Genomic DNA, 15,430 nt, shown 5'->3' on the forward strand with positions numbered 1-15,430 from the left:
GCGACCTGTTCTATCAGGCCGCGTGAAGGCTGCCGCCGTCCAGCCACTCGAGATCGGCCGGCGAAAGCGCGATGTCCAGCGCCCGCAGGCTGTCTTCCAACTCGCCCAGCGTGCGCGGCCCGATCAATGGGACCGACGGGAAAGGCTGGTTGAGAACGTAGGCCAGCGCAACATGGATTGGGTTCTTGCGCAGTCGCGCGGCGAGCTCGATGGCGCGGTCGCGGCGGCCGAAATTGCGCTCCGAATACCAGACCCGCACCAGTTCCTCGCTGTCGCGCCTGTCGCGCCCGGCGCGCTCGGTGAAGAAGCCACGGCCCTGGCTCGACCAGGCGAAATTCGGCATCTGCCTGGATGTCAGCCAGGCCTTCCAGTCGTCGGTGGACGAAGCCACACAACCCGCCCAGATCGGCTCCAGCATCTCGGCCAGCGAAAAATTGTTGGAGAGCGCGCCGGGCTTCTGCTTGCCGGCGCGCTCGGCATAGGCAATCGCCTCGTCCATGCGCTGCATCGTCCAGTTCGAGCCGCCGAACGGGCCACGGATGCGCCCGGCCTTCACCTCACGGTCCATGGCATCGACGAACTCGCCGACCGGCACATCCGGATTGTCGCGGTGCATGAAATAGATGTCGACATGGTCGGTCTGCAGGCGGTCGAGCGACTGGGCAAGCTGCTTGCCGATCACGTCGGGATAGCAGAGCGGCGAATGCGCGCCCTTGGCGATGATCACCGACTGCTCGCGCACGCCGCGGTTCTGCAACCACTGGCCAAGCAGCGTCTCGGTGTAGCCGCCGCCGTAGACAAAACCGGTGTCGAAGAGATTGCCGCCGGCCTCGAAGAAGGCATCGAGCAGGATCGAGCCCGAGGAGAAGGTGCGGAAATCCTCGAAGCCGAGCGCCACCACCGACGCCGGCTTGGCCAGGCCCGGAATGGCGCGCTTGCCGATCGCCGTGCCGCCCGACCGCAATGGCCTGCCGGAGATGGTGCTGGTGCGCAGCGGGGCCTTTTCGATCTCGTACTCCAGCCCGACGGCAGCGCGCCATCTGTCGAGCACCCGCAAGGTGCCGAGACTGTCGGCCCAATCCATGCCCGGCCAGGCGAACTCCTGCCGCCCGGCGAGGATGGCCTCGCCGGCGCCGTCGACCTCGAAGGAATAGACATGGCGCTTTTCATCGACGCTGATCGTCTCGCGCGAGCCGTCGGCGCCGATCACGTCGATCCGACCGAGGCCGACATCGCGATTTCCCCCGGCGAACCAGAAGTCCGGCACTTCGATGCGGCCCTTGGTGCCGAGGATACGCAGCACATTGTCCTGGTTCAGCGAGATGCTGCAGGAAACCTCAGCGACGATGCCGCCGGGAAAATGCAGCAGCGCCGAGGCCCATTCGTCGACGCCGGACTGGCCAAGATGAGCGGTGCCAACCACCTTGTCGGGCTCGGCAAAAGGTTGTCCCGATGCTGCCCCGGCAATCAGCCGCGCCATGGAGACGGTATAGCCGCCGACGTCCAGTATGCCGCCGCCGGCGGAATCATTGGCGTAGAGCCGATGCCGCGGCATGAAGCCCGGCATGGCGAAGCCGAAGCTGGACTTGATCATCCTGACCTCGCCGATGACGCCCGACTTGATCAGTTCCACCAGCTTCAGCGTCTGCGGGTGCAGCCGGTACATGAAGGCTTCGCCGAGAAAGGTGCCGGCCTTGCGCGCGGCATGGAACATGGCGTCGGCCTCGAAGGCAGTCAGCGCCAGCGGCTTTTCGCACAGCACGTGCTTGCCCGCTTCCGCGGCCCGGATCGCCCATTGCGCATGGCCAGGATGTGGAACCGCGATGTAGATCGCATCGATGTCGGGATCGGCTAGCAACGCTTCGTAGCCGTCGACGATGCGGGCGCCGGGAAAATTCCCGGCGAGGCTCGGCTTGCTCGGATTGCGCGCGCCGATGGCGACCAGTTTTCCGGTGCGCGAAGCGGCCACGCCGCCGGCGAAGGCCTGGGCGATGCTGCCCGGGCCGAGAATGCCCCAGCGAATGGGCGTGGTTGCGGTCATTGTCATTCTCCTTGAAGGCTGGAAGGGGGCGGCCGGTCAGCGCAGCCGCAGCCCTTTTTCGTCGAACAGGTAGGATTTGCGGATGGAAACGGTGACTTCGGAGGTTGTGGGAACCTTCGCCGCGTCGCGCTGGATCACCACGTCTTCGCCATGGGCCGTTCGGGCGTAGAGGAAGCTCGTGCCGCCGAGATGCTCGACCACGTCGATGGCGACGACAAGGTCGGTGTCGCCTTCCCCGGCGCTGCCGAAATGTTCGGGCCGCACGCCGACGATGACCTTGCTGCCCACTTCTGGCGCGGCGCCGGCCAATGGCTGGGTGATACGGGTCTTCTCCTGGCCCGCCAGTTCGACCACGACGCCACGCGCATCCTGCCCGACGATTTGCGCCTTGATGAAGTTCATCTTCGGCGAGCCGACAAACCCGGCCACGAACAGATTGTCGGGATCGTCATAGAGATCGAGCGGTCGGCCGATCTGCTCGATATGGCCGGCGCGCAGCACGACGATCCGGTCGGCGAGCGTCATCGCTTCGGTCTGGTCGTGCGTGACGTAGATCATGGTGGCGCCGAGCTCCTTGTGCAGGCGCGAGATCTCGACCCGCATCTGGACGCGCAGTTCGGCGTCGAGATTGGAGAGCGGCTCGTCGAACAGGAACACTTGCGGCTCGCGCACGATGGCGCGGCCGATGGCGACGCGCTGACGCTGGCCGCCGGAGAGTTTCCTCGGGCGCCGGTCCATCAATTCGCTGATGCGCAGGATCTCGGCCGCGCGCTTCACCCGCCGGTCGGTGTCGGCCTTGGGGTTGCCGGTCATGCGCAGCCCGAAGGAGAGATTTTGCTCGACGCTCATATGCGGATAGAGCGCGTAGGACTGGAACACCATGGCGATGCCTCGATCGGCCGGCTCGACATCGTTGACCAGTTTGCCGCCGATGGCAATCTCGCCGCCGCTGATGTCCTCGAGCCCGGCGATCATCCTGAGCAGGGTCGACTTGCCGCAGCCGGACGGGCCGACGAAGACGACGAACTCACCGTGCTTGATGTCGATGTTGGCGCCATGGACGACTTCGAAGGCGCCGAAGCGCTTGACCACATTGCTCAGCGTAACGGTTGCCATGCTGCCTCTTACTTGACTGCGCCGGCGGCGATGCCGGCGATGAAATGACGCTGCAGGAGCACGAAGACGATCAGCATCGGCACGGTGAGCATCACGGCGCCCGCCATGATGCCGCCCCACGACACTTTGGTGAGGCCGATCAGGGTGCCGAGCGCCACCGGCGCCGTCATCGAACCGGGCTGGCTGTTGATCAAAAGCGGCCAGAGATAATTGTTCCAGGAGGCGAGGAACAGGATGATGGCGAGTGCGGCCAGCATCGGCCGCGCCAGCGGCAGCGCGACAAAGAGGAAGATGCGCCACTCCTTCACACCTTCAACGCGGGCGGCGTCGAAGAGGTCGTCCGGCATCATCGAAAAACTTTGCCGCATGAACAGCACACCGAGTGAATTGAACAGCGGCGGCACGATCAGCGCCACCCAGGTGTTGGCGAGCTGGAAGTCGCGCGCCACCATGATGAATTGCGGGATCAGCACCACCGCATAGGGCAGCGTGATGGTGCCGAAGATGATGCCGACGACCACGCCTTTGCCGAAGAACTGGTAGCGCGCCAGCGCCCAGCCGGCCATCGACGTCAACAGCACCGACAGGAAGGTGTAGGTCACCGCCACCGAGACGGAGATGCCGATGGCGCCGACGAAATTGGTGTCGCGCTGCAGATTGTTGAAATTGTCGACGAAATTGCCGTGCGGCAAGAGCTCGATGCCGGGGCTGAAGATGCCGTTGTCGGGCATCGTCGAGAACACCACCATCATCCACAGCGGGAACAGCCAGATCAGCGCCAGCGGTGTGAGGAAAAGATGCAGCGCGATGCTGCGCCTCAGGCGGGCGGAGGAGAGCGAACTCATTGCTTTTCCCTCGTCAGCCACAGCTGCACCAGCGTGATCGCGATCGCCAGCGCCGCCATGGTGTAGGCGACGGCCGAGGCATAGCCGAAATTGAGCGACCGGAACCCCTGGCGGTAGAGCAGCAGGCCGAGCGTCTCGGTGCCGCCGCCCGGCCCGCCGCGCTCGGTGATCAGGAAGGGCTCGGTGAACAATTGCATGGTGCCGATGATCGAGAGCACCAGGCAAAACACGATGACCGGCTTCAACAGCGGCAAGGTGATGTGGAAGAACTGCTTGAGCTTGCTGACGCGGTCGAGCGTCGCCGCCTCGTAGACATCCTCGGGGATGGATTGCATGCCGGCCAGAAGGATGATGGCGTTGTAGCCGGCCCAGCGCCAGGTGACAGCGATCATGATCAGCGCCATGGCCGGCGTGACATTGGAGAACCAGTCGATCTTGGGCAGCCCGATGCTGTTCAGGAGCTTGTTGACGATGCCGAAATCGAGGCTGAACATCAGCCGGAACACCGCCGAATAGGCGACCTCACCGACCACCACCGGGGCGAAGAAGGCGAAGCGATAGAGGCCCCTCGCCTTGAGGAGCGGCGAATTCAAAAGCACGGCCATCACCATGGCCAGCGCGATCATCACCGGCACCTGGATGACGAGGATGAGCAGCGTGTTCTTCAGCGCGTTGAAGAAGGCCGGATCGCCGATCAGACGGCCCCAGTTGAAGCCCGGCGCGAAACGCCAGGGCACGGTGCGTGTCGCCTGGAAGGAGATCATGAACGACGAGATGATCGGCCACACCCAGAAGACGGAGAAGATCAGCAGATAAGGCGCCAGGAAACGATAGGCCGTGGCGTTGCGGTTGCGCATCCTGCTCCTCCTCCTTCATATCCGGTGTTTCAGCCAAGCTCGCAGGCGACAGGGTCCGGGCGGCAAGAGTCGTCCCGGACCCCATCCCTGGGAGGTTATGACTTGACCGGCAGTCCGGTCGCCGCGGCGATCTGTTTTGCCGCATCGTCGAGTGCCGCCTTGGCGTCGGGATAGCCGCCGGCCAGATATTTGGTCTGCACCGCGCGGACGATGATTTCGGCATCGCTCTGGAACTGCGTGCCGCGGCTGGGGACGACCTTGGGCAAGGTGCCCAGAATATCCTTCCACACCGCCTGGCCACCCCAATAGGGCAGGCCTTGGCTGACATAAGGATCATCCAGCGCCGAGACCAGCGAAGGGACGAGGCCGAACTCCTTCAGCATGGTGATCTGGCCTTCATTGGTTCCGAGCGTGTATTTCAGATACTCGTAGGCCGCTTCCTTGTTCTTCGAGGCCGAGGTGATGGCCAGCGACGAGCCGCCGAGATTGGCGGCGCGCGGACCGTCGGCGGTTAGGCTCGGCATCAGATAGACGCCCCATTTGCCGTTCTCGCCGGCCGATTCTGTGCGGATGGTGCCTTCATACCAGCCGCCATAGACTTGGGTGGCGACGGTGCCCGCCGTGTTGTTGGTGATCTTGGTGCCCCAGTCGGCGGACGAGACGATGCCGGCGTCCTTCATCTCCTTGACCTTGGTCATGGCGTCGACGCATTTGGGTTCGCTGACCGTGATCGACTGGCCGTCCTCGGCGAAATAGGCGCAGCCCTGCTCGTTGGAGATCATGCGGAAGAATTCACTGTCGCCGTTGAAATCGGCATTGGTCATCGAGACGCCCGGATTGGCCGCCTGGATCTTCTTGCCGGCGGCGATGAAATCGTCCCAGGTCTTGATCGATGCCGGATCGACGCCGGCCTTCTCGTAGAAGTCGCGGCGATAGAAGGCGGCGACGGGCCCGGAATCCCACGGCATGGCATAGGCCTTGTCGCCGACCTCGAGTTCGGTGCGTTTGAAATCGGGGAATTTCTTCTGGTCCTCGGCACTGTAGCCCAGCGTATGCAGGTCGACGAAGCAGTCGGGGAACTGGCTCCAGTAATTCTCGGCTTCGCCATTCTCGATGGTGACGATGTCGGGCAGGCCGACGCCGCCGGCCGCACAGCCGGCGATCGACTTGTCGTAGGTCGGCTGGTTGCCGAGATCCTGAACCGTGACCTTGATGTCGGGATGCAGCTTGTTGAAGCCGGCAACCGTCGCCTTCAGCGACGAAGCGGCGACATTCCAGCTCCAGATGGTGATTTCGCCGGACTGCGCAAAGGCCGGGGCTGAGCCCAGGGCAAGCGCGAGCGCGGCGCAAGTCAGTGTGATGCGCATTGAAATCCTCCCATTTCATTTGCTCTCTCTGCGAGCGTGGCTACACTATTCGGCGCGGAAGGCTTGTCGCCGACAAAGGGAATACGGAATTGGCGGAAAGTAAGATGCCGGAACGGCCGTTTTACCAGCCGGGCGCCAGCAGCGTGGAGGGCCTGCCGCTGCTCCTGCAGATGTTTCACACCGCTCCGCTGGTGATGCTCAAGCCGCACTGGCATGCCCAGGTCGAGGTGAATTTCATCGTGCGCGGCAGCGTGCACTACCGCATGAACGAGCACGAAATCTCACTTTCGGCCGGCGAGATGTGCTTCTTCTGGGGCGGCCTGCCGCACCAGATGGACGATCTCAGCGACGACGCCATCTATGCCGGCGCGCATCTGCCGCTGGTGCATTTCTTCCGGCTGCATCTGCCGGCGGACGTGCGCCACCGGCTGATGACGGGCGCGACGCTGGTGACCAGCGCCACCGACCAATCCGACAACGACAATTTCGCCCGCTGGAACCGCTATGCCCGCTCGGGCGATCCGGCCAAGGCCGAACACGCCGTCAACGAGCTTCTGCTGCGGCTGGAGCGGGTGCGGTTCGAACCCTACAGGCTGGTGCCAGAGACGGCGGCCGGGCAGGAAGCCGGCAGTGCGTTCGACCAGCAATCCTCGCGCAATGTCGGGCGCATGTGCGATTTCATCGCCGAGAATTTCCTCTACGACATCGATTGCATGAACATAGCGGCGGCGGCCGATATCCATCCCAAATACGCCATGAGCCTGTTCAAGAAATCGACCGGCATGACGCTCAACGAATATGTCAACCTTTTGCGGCTGAGCTACGCGCAGGCGCTTCTGATGCATCAGGATGCCAATGTGCTGCGCGTCGCCATGGACTCCGGTTTCGGCTCGCTCAGCGCCTTCAACAAGTCCTTCCGCAAGCTGGCCGGCATGACCCCCTCCGACTTCCGCAAAGGCGTGGCCGGCGCCAGGTAGGGCGACAGCTCGTTGCCCCCGCGGCATCTCCACCGTCGGCTAACGAGGGATCCCGGCGGTTGCAGCGCGGCATGGCGGCGCTAGGACAGAGGCCAAAGGGCAGAAGGAGGCCAGCCCGCGCGCCATTGCGGTTGTGAAAGCGCCTGAGGAGGCCGGCCTTTCCACAGCCTCGCTTTTCCTGCCGGAAATCGCCACCTAGGCGCTGGACAGGCTAAATTCCCGTGCTATAACCCACGCGCTTTCAAGGGGTGCCCCACGGCGCCTTCATGAAATCCGGTTCACGCGTTTTCGTTTGCCGGAACAGGCCCAGATAGCTCAGTTGGTAGAGCAGCGGACTGAAAATCCGCGTGTCGGTGGTTCGAATCCGCCTCTGGGCACCATTTCACTTTCCCATCGCTTCTCACGACGTCTCATCAATCAATACAAATCAATGACTTAGCCTGGTTTGGCGGTTTATGGTGACCCACCGCGTACCGTTGCAACGCATCGGTTTGTGGGTAACGATTTCGGCGTTACCCATTACCCGGGAGGTCCGTTACCCATGTCTCTCTCTGACTTCGCCTGCAAGAACGCTAGGCCCAAAGACAAGCCGTATCGTCTTGCGGATGGCGACGGGCTTTATCTCCTCGTCCGCACCAACGGCTCCAGACTCTGGCAACTGCGGTACCGCTACCTGGAGAAGGAAAATATACTCTCCTTTGGAAAATACCCGCTGGTGTCACTTCTGGACGCGAGAGGAAAGCGCGACGACGCCAAGAGGCTGTTGATCGCCGGCATCAACCCCTCCGCCAAACGCAAAGAGGAGAAGACTGCCGCCATCACGGAAGCGCGCTCCACCTTCGCCTTGATCGCCGAGGAGTATGTCACGCGGATGGAGGAACGGGACGCTGCGGCGGCTACCATCACCAAAACCAAATGGCTCCTGGAAGATCTGGCCGGCCCACTCGCCAAGCGCCCCATTAACGAGATCACTCCGGCCGAAATTTTCCAACTCCTCCAGAAGATCGAAAAGAGTGGTCGAAGAGAGACAGCGCGGCGTTTACGCGGCGTGATAGGCAGCGTCTTCCGTTTGGCCATTGTCACCTTACGGGCAGAAGCCGACCCAACCCTACACCTCCGGGGCGCTCTCCAGCCGCCGAAAGTCAACGGTCGTGCCGCTATCACCGATGAAAAGAAGTTCGGCAAGCTCCTGATGACGGTCGGCGAATACGACGGCTGGCCAACCATCAAAGCCGCCCTCCAGTTTCTTGCCCTCACCTGTGTCCGCCCCGGCGAAGTACGGGGCGCTACGCGCGACGAGTTCGACCGAAAGAAGGCCGTCTGGCATATTCCGCCCGAGCGCATGAAGATGCGCGCCCCGCACGACGTACCACTGTCCAAACAGGCGCTTTCGGTCTTGGAAGAGGTCTGGCATCTCTCGGAGGACGGCGGCCTGGTCTTTCCTTCGATCCGCTCCACAAAACGGCCGCTTTCCGAGAACGCCATGAACGCCGCGCTACGACGTATGGGCTACGGAAAGGACGAAGTGACCGCCCATGGTTTCCGGGTGACCGCCAGCACCATCCTCAACGCCCGCGACTATGATCCAGACGTCATTGAAGCTGTCCTGGCGCATCAGGACAAGAACGCCATCCGGCGGACCTACAACCGAGCGACCTACTGGGAGCAGCGGATCACGCTAATGCAGGAGTGGGGAGATCTGCTAGACGCGTTAAAGGCGAACCATTAGTCTTACGAACATTTCAAGATCGGATCGCTGTTTTCCGTGTTGGCGTTGATCGCTGCCGATATAGGTACTTGAGCCGTTCAACCGTGCGCCTCCAAGGCCGCGATGAGTTTGGTTGCTTCTTTCCGATGCCGCGCAACATCCGCGCGGGTAGCAGCCCGGTTTAACCGGTAGGCCGGCAGATCGCCAGCAATCGCCTTCAGATCGCGCAGAACGGACGCGATGTGCGGCCATGGAAAATCCGTCGGGTCGCCAATGTCCCGGTCGGCGCCAACAATTATTTCCAGTTTTGCCACGATACCCACGAGAGACTGAGCCGCGACGTTGGGAATCGCATCCTGAAGTCGGAGTGCCTCGGTCATCGCAAACACCTCGGCCTCGCGAACCACCGCATATTCCGATCCCTCCTCCGACGCGGCCACCGAAGTTCGACGCGTTTTCTTTTCTCCATCGGTCAATACCGGAATTCCGGGATTGACCATCATTCGCGTCTCCAACCGCTGCTGCACCCGACACAGGACCAGCGACACGTGCCGAGCGCGGTGCCAGTCGGTCCACAGGCTCAAAGCGGGATCATTTGCATTCTGGATGGCAGCCGCCCGAGCGATGGGATCAGAGAACGTGTGTGTGGTCTTTGGCAGCATCGAACACCTCCTAACCAATTCCGGCACGGTCATTCGACTGGTCCGAAAATACATACTATAGTTGATAAACTTAAAGTATGTAAACGGCGAATGTGGCGCATGGATATGCGTCAACTGGTCGGAACGAACTTTGCCCGACTTCGGAGGGAGAAAGGCCTGACGCAGGAGCAGGTGGAAGCCCGGTCGGGCTACAGCCAGCAATACCTAAGCAGTCTGGAACGTGGTCGACGCAATCCTACTGTCATCACCCTTTTCGAACTCTCCCAGGCGTTGGGTGTCAGCCACGTCGAATTAGTAAAGCCGGATGAAGGCAGCTAGCGCTGTCTAGCGTGTCGGCTATGAATCGCCCGCGACTGGCCGCTCCCGAGCGCGCGCCCAAGCAGCGCCATAGCGAACGGCACAGCATGCGTCGCTTCCGGCTCATCTTGGTTGATCGCACTGGAGCTGTGCGATCCTGAAAACCGGCTTGGTGCACTCATTCCGAACAGCGGCTTCGCGCCTCATGTAGGTCGTTAGAACTACGCTGACCGACCTCCAAAAACAGACCTTGCCTGGGAAATGTCCGAGCGCAGCTGACTATTTTCGGCGACTGGGTTCGAATCCCACTCCCTCCGCCAGAAGTTTTGATATCATGTTGATTAAGCTATGAAATTGTTCATCGCCTTATTCTGTTCCTAACTCCATTCCTAACTTTCCCGGCTGATGGTTGATCGTCGCCGCAGGGATTGTCCTCCCCGGAGCATCATCAAATCCGGTCTTCTTCGGCCGGCTCGTAAGACGGCCAATGACCTCTTTGTGCATAGCCGGCGATTTATATTGACAGACCCGGTGGCAGCGTCGGCCCGATGGCATAAGGCGCTTGGCTGACAATTAGCTTCATCTAATATACTATTGTCCCGAAAAGCCGAGGGGTGGTCATGAGAGAACCACGAAGATGGATCGCGCTGGCGGCTAGTCCTATCTGGCGACGCGGATGCCCACGACTGGTACACCGGCAAAAAAGGACCCGGTTACGCAAGCTGATTGCTGCGACAGCAAGGATTGCCATGCGATAGACCGTCGCGATGTCAGGGAGACGAAAGACGGCTATTACGTCAAGCTGCCTCGCCCCGCATACATGAATGAGCCACAGGAGCCGGAGTGGTTTATCCCTAGAGAGCGTGCCCTGGCCTCTGCCGATGACCGCTACCATCTCTGTGAGCATCTAATGACGTTCTATCGCACGATCATTCCCCACATGAAGTTCAATGCCTACCAGAGATACGCATGGCGGTGTTTCTTCGTGCCCAAGGGCACGAGTTCAATCGAGAAAAGCCGATAGAAAGTCTCCCCTGAGGGCAGATCGAAGCGCTAGTAAGCAGAGCTAAAAAGATCCAACCGACAGCGGCCCGATATAGACCGACCCAGCGCCAGGGCGCATTGTTCGCTCTTGAGGGACTGGGAGCGTTGTAACGATGGTCTACACAGTGATTTGGTACGGTAAGCAGGGCGTAGTTGAAAAGACGCCCTTCGATGCCGAGAGAGATGCCAGGGATCATGCTCAGGCGTCGTTTGCTGCTCGACAGCACAATGACGGCGTCGTGGCGGTTGAAGTTCGCAAACCGGACGGGGCAGTTGCCTTTAGCCAAGCGGGTGCCAGCCGCGGTGGACAAGACGGCGGCGGCTGAGAGGTTCGCATTACCATGCCGGGTGGTACCGCTTCTCTTCGCCTTCGGCGGCGATCAAAGGCGTATGTTGACGTAGTGATCGCCGCATCTTACGCGACCTTCTCTCAAAGTGACGCGTTCCAATGACGATTTACGCCGCACTTACAACTTCCGAGCTGAGAGGATCTGGAACATTACCCGCAACCGCTCGTTCAAATAGTGGCAGGGGCCAGCGGAATTGGTAATCGGCCGGCACGCGAAGGGGCTTGCAAATGGCTAGAAGAGCACAGGCCTCCAGTTCGATTTGGCTTACTCGCCCAAGGATCAGTCCACGCGAGCCGCACTTTTAGGGCACTCCCTAAAATGCTGATCATCTATCCTCAGCCCAACTCCCCGGAAGCGACAAAAAAGGCCCTCTGGCTGGATCTTATCGACCCCGACACGGCCGAGGTTAAAGAGGTCGAGGGGCTGGCCGGCGTTGCGCTGCCCAGCCGGAAAAATCTCAGCAAGATCGAAAGTTCCAGCCGACTAAAAGCCCGCGATGGCGTTCTTACCATGAGCGTTCCGATAGTCACTCAAGTCGAAGGCGGCCCGCCGCTGGTTGCTCCCCTCGGCTTCGTGCTGTCGCGCGACCGCTTGATCACCGTTCGCTTCTCGGCTTTGCCGGCCTTTGTCGCGGTTGCTGGGCGCTTCACCGATTCGGGCGAGCCGCCGAGTTCGAGTCTTGAGGTGTTCCTCGATCTCTGCGATGAGCTTGTCGACCGCCTCGCCGACGGCCTTGAGCAGGCAGCGACTGACCTGCGCACCCTCTCTGCAACCGCCTTTCACGTCCCGGATAGTCAAGGCCGCAAGGCCATCCGCTCAAACAATGTCATTCGAGCGCAGCTCCACCATGTCGGCAGGTTCGGTGACGCCCTCTCGGAAAAGCGCGATGCGTTGCTTGCCCTTGGACGCGCCATCGATTTCGCATGCGGGATGACCGCAGGCTGGGGCGATGGAGAACTCGCGTCGCGAATGAACGGCCTTAAGCTCGACGTAGCGTCGCTCGACAATTACGAGGTTCATCTCTCCGACAAGGTGCAGTTCCTCCTCGATGCCATGGTTGGATTGATTGGCATTGCGCAAAACGACATCTTCAAAATCCTCACCATCGTCTCGATCGTCGGCATTCCTCCTACCCTGGCGGCAAGCATATACGGTATGAATTTCAAGCACATGCCCGAATACGACTGGGCCTTCGGCTATCCCTATGGTTTGGGGATGATCGCTCTCAGCGCAATTATTCCGCTAGCGTGGTTCAAATGGCGGGGTTGGTTCTAGGAGTCGTCGTCCATTCATGCGGAGGGAGTGGCTAATCGAGCGAAGCGATCCGTTGCCAACCGCCTTGCGTTCCACCACGCACCGCGCGATGGTTACTGCAGGGAGTGGTAAACAGATCGCAATGAGCCGCCAATCATTTGTCCAAGAGCTTGAAGGTGCCGCCGATCGCAACGCGGAGATGTCGCCATCGAATCTTAAGGTCCTACTGCGCCGGGCGGCGCTGATGCTCCGGAATGCCGGCGACGGCGTGGACCTCGAGCCGAAAATCGAGGAAATCCTGGATGGGTTGGCCGCAGAGATGGGCGTTTCGAAGGCGGAATTGATCCGAACAGTCGTAACCGAATGGCTGATCGCTAACGCTTATTTGCCCGTCTTTACAATCGATGAAGGCTCTACAACCGTTGGAAACGGATAGGATCTAGCCGCAGCCCGCGCTTTTTCCTTAGCGTCCTTATAGTCGCTCTCCCATGGCAAGGTGTCAAAGTTTGGCTGGTAGCCACCTTCGCGATAATGATGCTCAGCGACGTAGGTGCCTTTCGCCCCTTCCAGCACACAGGCCCACGGCGGATTTCCCGGGCATCTGTAAAGGCCCACTGCTGCCATAAGCGTTCTCTCCGTGAAACGCACCTACTCTGACTTATGGTCCCACCGATGCTTGCTAGCGTCGCCCTCCGTTCTAATGAAGACGCCCACAGCGCCTGTCGGACTTTCGAAGCAAATCGGACATCCCGATCCGCGATTAGCAGGACGGCGGCGGCTGAGAGGTTCGCACTACCATGCCGGGTTGGTACCGCTTCTCTTCGCCCTCGGCGTGATCGTCTCGATCCTAGCCTTTGCGCCATCTTCAGCATTTGCGAGGCGCTGGCAGGCCCTGCGACTAGCTAGGTGACTATGCGCAGGGTGCTCTGGCATTTTGTGAAGACTTGCCAGAGGAGATGATATGCAAATGGCCCGAACGAAAAGGCTCATGAAGGCAAGCGAGATCCCCGCGTTCGTAGACAGGGTGATTAAGGCTGGCTGCGATATCTGTGCCATCGGCAATAGAGTGTACGTGCTCGGTGACGTAGAGGAGATGGCCGCGGCAGCGGATGATCTCGCGCGCATAGGCGAGGAGTTTGGCGATCGCGATTTCTTGCTGCCCGAAATCGTTGCCCACTTGAAAACGCTTGGCCGATATATCGATCCCGAATCGCCGATCGAGACTTGGCAGAGCTACCGCGGCAATCAGAAGCTACAATAGCCATATCAGACGACGGCCGGATACTGGCCGGAAGCCCTGTTGACTTCTTTTGAATAACCGCAAAAGACGCCATCAACGGAATCTGCTGAGCCGAAACATGACGCCACGTAACGACTCAGCTATGCCTACGGCGCAGCGGACCTGAAAAGGACCGTCCGGCCGGCGCCGTTCAGGCAACCTCCAGAGAGGGCGTCGGCCTTTTTCCTCTGGTCGAATCGTCAGGCGCGCCGTTGCGGGGCCGAAGCTTGCGCGCGATGTTTTCGCTGATTTCGGCTGTGACTCAGTTTGGCGTAACCCTCCCGACGCGGACGCATAACGCTTGGCAGACCAGATGCGCCATCGGTGAGTCAAGAACCATCCTTTCGGAACCGGTAAACCCGGTCGGGTGACGGTGCCAATGTCGCATCGATCCTGCGGCAACGGCCGACAAGTTGCCCCGTCGGAGCGCTTGCCAGCTTGTTCTTGAGAGAACTCCGGCATTGCTCAAGCGATGAAAAAACCACAGGGGTATCGATTGGTTTGCAGACAAAGGGCTCGCTTGAGCTGCACGAAAGCAAAATCATCACTGCCGCAGTTGCCGGGTCCATCGTTTATGCTCCCGATATTGGGCGACCATCAACGCCGAGCAATCAACCTCCAGCACTTCAGTCCGGCTGCTTCAAAAAGCCCGTCCCAGGTCGACCCGGGACGGGTATGAAAGTGCGCCAGAGAGCGCTATCGAATTATTTGCAATCAGCCAGGAGCTTCAACGCTTTGTCGGCGTCGCCCTTAGTCGCGTAGGTTTTTTTGCCGGCATCCATCAACTTCGTGCCGTCCGGCTTTTTCGTAACGACTTCACACTTCTTCGTGGCGGCATCCTTTGCCACCCAGTATTCCGTGGCAGCGAAAGCGGGCAGACTGCAAACGGTTACGATTGCAGCGGCAACGGCTACTTTGCGAAACATCCTCATTCCTCCATTAAGCGAACTTGTCCCTCCAGTCCCAAGTTCCTGAACGACTTTGACGCCATCGTGGCGATAAGTTTACAAAACCGTATGGAACTGGGCCGCAGAGCCTGCCGTGGCCGATAAGAGCGCCCGGCAGGCTCCTGACCAGTGCAGGCGAACGAGCACCCCCATCTCTTGCGCAACGTGGGCAGGCAGCTGGATTTTTGTTTAGTCCTGATCGTCACGCTTCGGCATCGAAGGTAGTCGCGATTGTTTTGGTCGCAGTCGCTACGAGACCGGCAACGGCTCGACGCATAGCCACGCCCTCGCAAGTGAAGTGACCGTGCCGGTGTAAGCCGTGCGCTGCCCCTCTTGGCGCCCCGCCGCCGGCCCCGTGAAATCGGCAGACACGATGCCCGCGTTTAGCCGGAGCCTTGATGGTGATCTTCAAGCCATGCGGCATGATTGGCGTACTGGTAGAGGTAGCGGCGCCAGACGTGGTGGTGCGGCCGGCAACCATGCAGCGAAGGCGACTGAAATAGCTTTCCACCATGTTGGTGTGCTTGCCGGCGTGCCGATATCGTGTGGTGCGGCCTGCCGAGCCGTCGGACCGGCTCGTCTGCGCATGTCTCCAGTTATGCTGGATGAGGTCGGCACTGCCTTGCGCGCTGAAATGGTGCTGCGCTAGGACTGGGTAGCAGGCGGAAACTTGAGGCCGATCGAGC

14 protein-coding genes, 1 tRNA gene and 1 pseudogene are annotated in these 15,430 nt (G+C 60.6%); 8 read left to right on the forward strand and 8 right to left on the reverse strand.

The window, feature by feature from the left end; genetic code table 11:
• Positions 1–13 precede the first annotated feature (13 nt).
• From JG747_RS31515 to JG747_RS31535, 5 genes are all read right to left on the reverse strand, one after another.
• Complete coding sequence (locus JG747_RS31515) at positions 14–2,041, reverse strand: aldo/keto reductase (RefSeq protein WP_202360801.1); 2,028 nt, start codon at positions 2,039–2,041, stop codon at positions 14–16.
• A gap of 36 nt (positions 2,042–2,077) precedes the next feature.
• A complete protein-coding gene (locus JG747_RS31520) occupies positions 2,078–3,157 on the reverse strand; it encodes an ABC transporter ATP-binding protein (RefSeq protein WP_019860420.1) in 1,080 nt (359 codons plus the stop codon).
• An 8-nt stretch (positions 3,158–3,165) separates the two neighbouring features.
• Complete coding sequence (locus JG747_RS31525; RefSeq protein WP_019860421.1) at positions 3,166–4,002, reverse strand: carbohydrate ABC transporter permease; 837 nt, start codon at positions 4,000–4,002, stop codon at positions 3,166–3,168.
• Positions 3,999–4,859: a carbohydrate ABC transporter permease gene (locus JG747_RS31530; RefSeq protein WP_038644534.1), complete on the reverse strand. Its 861-nt coding sequence runs from the start codon at positions 4,857–4,859 to the stop codon at positions 3,999–4,001. Before JG747_RS31530 ends, JG747_RS31525 begins: the two co-directional genes overlap by 4 nt.
• 95 nt (positions 4,860–4,954) lie before the next feature.
• Positions 4,955–6,226, reverse strand: a complete 1,272-nt coding sequence (locus tag JG747_RS31535) for an ABC transporter substrate-binding protein (protein WP_038644532.1) — start codon at positions 6,224–6,226, stop codon at positions 4,955–4,957.
• A gap of 104 nt (positions 6,227–6,330) precedes the next feature.
• Between JG747_RS31535 and JG747_RS31540 the strand changes: the two genes are divergently transcribed.
• The 3 genes from JG747_RS31540 (at position 6,331) to JG747_RS31550 (ending at position 8,932) form a co-directional block, all read left to right on the forward strand.
• Positions 6,331–7,203: a helix-turn-helix domain-containing protein gene (locus JG747_RS31540; protein WP_064980434.1), complete on the forward strand. Its 873-nt coding sequence runs from the start codon at positions 6,331–6,333 to the stop codon at positions 7,201–7,203.
• A 304-nt stretch (positions 7,204–7,507) separates the two neighbouring features.
• Positions 7,508–7,583 (forward strand) — tRNA-Phe (locus JG747_RS31545).
• A gap of 161 nt (positions 7,584–7,744) precedes the next feature.
• Complete coding sequence (locus JG747_RS31550) at positions 7,745–8,932, forward strand: tyrosine-type recombinase/integrase (protein WP_202360802.1); 1,188 nt, start codon at positions 7,745–7,747, stop codon at positions 8,930–8,932.
• 77 nt (positions 8,933–9,009) lie between these two features.
• Here the strand turns inward: JG747_RS31550 and JG747_RS31555 are convergent, their stop codons facing one another.
• Positions 9,010–9,573 carry a hypothetical protein gene (locus JG747_RS31555; RefSeq protein ID WP_244748287.1) on the reverse strand — a complete coding sequence of 188 codons (564 nt, stop codon included), beginning with the start codon at positions 9,571–9,573 and terminating at the stop codon, positions 9,010–9,012.
• 99 nt (positions 9,574–9,672) lie between these two features.
• On the opposite strand from JG747_RS31555, the gene JG747_RS31560 reads away from it, so the two are divergent.
• The 5 genes from JG747_RS31560 (at position 9,673) to JG747_RS31580 (ending at position 13,779) form a co-directional block, all read left to right on the forward strand.
• Positions 9,673–9,891 (forward strand): helix-turn-helix domain-containing protein, encoded by a 219-nt coding sequence (locus JG747_RS31560; protein WP_202360803.1) that lies wholly within the window; start codon positions 9,673–9,675, stop codon positions 9,889–9,891.
• Positions 9,892–11,027: 1,136 nt separating this feature from the next.
• Positions 11,028–11,240, forward strand: a complete 213-nt coding sequence (locus JG747_RS31565; protein ID WP_202360804.1) for a hypothetical protein — start codon at positions 11,028–11,030, stop codon at positions 11,238–11,240.
• A gap of 342 nt (positions 11,241–11,582) precedes the next feature.
• On the forward strand, positions 11,583–12,539 hold the full coding sequence (locus tag JG747_RS31570) for a magnesium transporter CorA family protein (RefSeq protein WP_202360805.1): 957 nt from the start codon (positions 11,583–11,585) through the stop codon (positions 12,537–12,539).
• A 52-nt stretch (positions 12,540–12,591) separates the two neighbouring features.
• The gene (locus JG747_RS31575) at positions 12,592–12,954 is read left to right on the forward strand and encodes a ribbon-helix-helix protein, CopG family (RefSeq protein WP_342216759.1); all 363 of its coding nucleotides are present in this window, start codon (positions 12,592–12,594) and stop codon (positions 12,952–12,954) included.
• Between the two features lie 552 nt (positions 12,955–13,506).
• Complete coding sequence (locus tag JG747_RS31580; protein WP_244748289.1) at positions 13,507–13,779, forward strand: hypothetical protein; 273 nt, start codon at positions 13,507–13,509, stop codon at positions 13,777–13,779.
• A 722-nt stretch (positions 13,780–14,501) separates the two neighbouring features.
• Here JG747_RS31580 and JG747_RS31585 read toward each other — a convergent pair.
• Entirely contained in the window at positions 14,502–14,723 is a 222-nt protein-coding gene (locus tag JG747_RS31585) for a hypothetical protein (protein WP_044551197.1), read from the reverse strand.
• A 416-nt stretch (positions 14,724–15,139) separates the two neighbouring features.
• Positions 15,140–15,279 (reverse strand): annotated as a pseudogene (locus tag JG747_RS31590) (transposase); the annotation flags it as partial.
• Positions 15,280–15,430 lie beyond the last annotated feature (151 nt).

Source organism: Mesorhizobium sp. 131-3-5, from assembly GCF_016756575.1.
Taxonomy (GTDB): domain Bacteria; phylum Pseudomonadota; class Alphaproteobacteria; order Rhizobiales; family Rhizobiaceae; genus Mesorhizobium; species Mesorhizobium jarvisii.